Genomic DNA, 3,217 nt, shown 5'->3' on the forward strand with positions numbered 1-3,217 from the left:
CATTGAACAGATGGAAATGGACGGCATCCTCGGCCCCCAGGATGGGAGCAAACCGCGTAAGGTCATCAAGCCGGAATAATTGGAGTAAGTAATATGTCTAGACTATCCGTTGCCGTTTTCGCCATGGTTTCCTTCCTGCTGCTCCCGGCCTTTGCCGGGGCCGCCGAGTCCATCCCGGCGCAGGATCTGCCGGACCTGATTCAGAAGCGATACGAGACCCTTAAAACATTTCGGGCGGACTTCACTCAGGAGCTGACCAACGTGTCCAGCGGCGAGGTGGAGAAGCGCGAGGGCAAGATCTGGTTCCGCCAGCCCTCCCAGGTCCGCTGGGAGACCACGGCCCCGGAAAAGGAACTGCTGGTGGTCGGGCCCAAGTTCGCCTGGGACTACATCCCCGACGAGGAGCTGGCCATCAAGTACGGGGTGGCGGCGCTGCTGGATTCCAAGACGATCCTGCGCTTCCTCTCGGGCCAAGCCAACATCAAGGAAGACTTTGTGGTCAAGACCGAGTGGCCGGGCGCGGACGAGGTCCGGGCCAAGTGGGGCAAGGAACTGACCGTGTTGCAGCTGGTGCCCAAGGAGGCCGAGCCGGGCATGGTCCTGGCCTTTGTCGGCGTGGAGCCCGCCACCGGCCTGCTCAGGCAGGTCATGATCGTGGATTTCTACGGCAACGGGAACGAGGTCAAGCTGTCCGGCGTGGAGACCGACGTGAAGCTGGCTCCGGACATGTTCACCTTCACCCCGCCCAAGGGCACGCAGGTGGAGGACAACACCCAGGGGTTCTAGAGTCCAACCTCTTTCTTCAGGGCCGCCGTCTCCTCGGCGGTCAGTTCGCGCCACGCGCCGGGCTTGAGGTTGCCCAGGGCCACCGGCCCCTGGCGCACGCGCCTGAGGCGCAGGATGGTCAGCCCGAACTCGTCGCACATCCGGCGAATCTGCCGATTCACTCCCTGAATGAGCGTGATTTCAAGCTGTTGCGTTCCGGCAATGGGTTTCTCCAGGCGTACCTTGGCCGGGGCGAGCTTGTCGCCGCCCTGGAGGGTCATGCCGTTGCGCATGGCCTGGACCGCTTTCTGCGGCACCGAACCACGGATGGTCACGACATAAACCTTGGGCAGGTGATATTTGGGGTGGGTCAGCCGGTAGCAGAGGTCGCCGTCCGTGGTCAGCAGGAGCAATCCTTCGGAAAAGAAGTCCAGCCTGCCCACCGGGAAGGGGCGTTTCCTGCGGATTTCGGGGGGCAGGAGATCAAGCACGGTCTTGCGGCCCTGCGGGTCGCTGGCTGTGGTCACGGTCTCCACCGGCTTGTGCAGCATGAGGGTCAGTTCGCCCGCGCTTGCCTGCGCGCCGATGATTTTCCCGTCTACCGCCACCTTGTCGGCCGCCGGGTCGATCTGGGCGCCGGGGGAGTCGGCGGTCTCGCCGTTGACGGTCACCCGGCCGGCAAAGACCATGTCGTCGGCGCCGCGCCGGGACGCGACGCCACACTGGGCGATGAATTTGTTCAGTCGTATGGTATCGGAAGGGGCGTTGGGCATGCCCCGTCTTCTAGACCCGAATGGTCTTGGTGGCAAGCTGGAAGCTGGTGACCACGTCGAGCATGTTGGTCACGTCGCCCACGGCGCGCTTGTCGGTCAGGCCGAAGAACTCCAGGCAGGTGCCGCAGACCAGGATGGACACGCCGCTCGCCTCGAGCTTCTGGAGCTCCTCCAGGCAGCGGTTGCCGGGCACGGCCAGCTTCACGCCGCCGTTGACCAGGATGATGCGCCACAGCTCGTCGCCCAGCTCCTTGAGGGTGACCATGAAATTGTACATCAGGTTGCCGCCGAGCGTGTCGTCGCCCGAGCCGATGATGTCCGCAGGCACGAAGACCAGGATTTTGCCCTTGTCCACGTTTTGCGGCTCGGCCTCGGTCATGACCGCGCATTCCTCGCACTCGGCCCCGTTCTCGCGCAGGCCGGTGACGATGAAGTCCGGGCCGGACTGCTCGGTCCGCACGGCGTAGCCCTGCATGGTCAGGAAACGGGAGACGTTTTCCTTGGCCGCTTCATTGTCCACGATGACCACCAGTTGGGCCGGGCCGTCCTTTTCCACGGCCTCCTTGCAGCGGAGCACGGGCTGGGGGCAGGGGAGTCCTTTGCAATCGAGGGAAATGTCAGTCATATCTACTCCTTGATTCTGGAATGCTGCCCAGAATGCGCACGATGGTCAAATTGATAAGCTACATTGAAAACACATAATCGAGAGATTGCCTCAATGTCCATCGGCGCTTGCCCTTCGGCCCGCGAGCCGGTAGAGAAAGGAAAATCCGAAATCGAGCGTCACAACATGAAAATACCGATTGATCCGGCCGCATTCGCGCCCCTCCTCGCCTGGCTGTTCAACTTGTGGGTGCGGACCATCCGATTCGAGCCTGCCGAAGGCAATACCGATTTCGTTGCCCGGAACGAGCGCGGGGAGCCCACGATCCTCGCCTTGTGGCACGGCGAAATATTTCCGGCGACCGCCTTCGGGCATACCTTGACCTCCAAGGTGGTGACCTTCGTCAGCCAGTCCAAGGACGGCGAGGTGATCGCCCGGGTGTTGGAGCGCATCGGCCATACCACGGTGCGCGGTTCGAGCACCAGCGGCGGGGTCCGGGCCCTGCTCCAGGCCAAGCGCATCATGGAAAGGGAGAACCGCATGGCCGTCTTCACTGTTGACGGCCCTAAGGGGCCTCGCCACAAGCCCAAGGAAGGCATCATCTTTCTCGCCCAGCGGGCCGGAGCCAAGATCGTTCCCATTCGGGCCTATCCCGTCCGCAAGAAGGTCTTCGACAAGTCCTGGGACCATTTCGTCCTGCCTTTCCCGTTCACCCGCTGTCCGGTCTACGTCGGCGAGCCCATGGCCGTGACGACTGAGAAGCTGACCAAAGAGGTCCTTGAACGCGAAACCGCCCGCCTCGAAGCCCGCATGCTCGCCCTCGGGCCGAAGTAGGGCGGGGGGGCCTCCGGCGGCCGGGGGAAGGGGGAAAGGGAACCCTTTGAAAAGGGCTTCCCTGTGCAACCGGAAACATGGGTAACACTTCTGCCCGGGTACATGGGTAACACTTTTATTGTTCGTCCACCGGTTCCGGGGGCCTGATCAGGCCCCCGGAACCGGTGGCGGGCAGGACGCCGAGCAGGACCGAACCGGCGTAGACGTTCAGGTCGCCGTTGCCATTTTCCAAAATACCGAT

The 3,217-nt window shown here is 62.9% G+C and carries 4 protein-coding genes; 2 read left to right on the forward strand and 2 right to left on the reverse strand.

From position 1 onward, the window contains the following. Positions 1 to 93: 93 nt before the first annotated feature. Positions 94 to 786: an outer membrane lipoprotein periplasmic chaperone LolA gene (gene lolA, locus AB6M95_RS19550; RefSeq protein WP_371388420.1), complete on the forward strand. Its 693-nt coding sequence runs from the start codon at positions 94 to 96 to the stop codon at positions 784 to 786. On the opposite strand, the gene AB6M95_RS19555 is transcribed toward lolA, so the two are convergent. Then, positions 783 to 1,538, reverse strand: coding sequence for a pseudouridine synthase (locus AB6M95_RS19555; RefSeq protein WP_371388421.1), 756 nt, complete (start codon positions 1,536 to 1,538; stop codon positions 783 to 785). The two genes, lolA and AB6M95_RS19555, sit on opposite strands and share 4 nt — an antisense overlap. A 10-nt stretch (positions 1,539 to 1,548) precedes the next feature. After that, positions 1,549 to 2,163 carry a sulfurtransferase-like selenium metabolism protein YedF gene (gene yedF / locus AB6M95_RS19560; RefSeq protein ID WP_371388422.1) on the reverse strand — a complete coding sequence of 205 codons (615 nt, stop codon included), beginning with the start codon at positions 2,161 to 2,163 and terminating at the stop codon, positions 1,549 to 1,551. 165 nt (positions 2,164 to 2,328) lie between these two features. Here yedF and AB6M95_RS19565 point away from each other — a divergent pair, with 165 nt between their 5' ends. Beyond that, complete coding sequence (locus AB6M95_RS19565; RefSeq protein ID WP_371388423.1) at positions 2,329 to 2,976, forward strand: lysophospholipid acyltransferase family protein; 648 nt, start codon at positions 2,329 to 2,331, stop codon at positions 2,974 to 2,976. Positions 2,977 to 3,217: the final 241 nt, after the last annotated feature.

Source organism: Pseudodesulfovibrio karagichevae (assembly GCF_041414475.1).
In the GTDB taxonomy this organism is placed as follows: Bacteria; Desulfobacterota; Desulfovibrionia; order Desulfovibrionales; family Desulfovibrionaceae; genus Pseudodesulfovibrio; species Pseudodesulfovibrio karagichevae.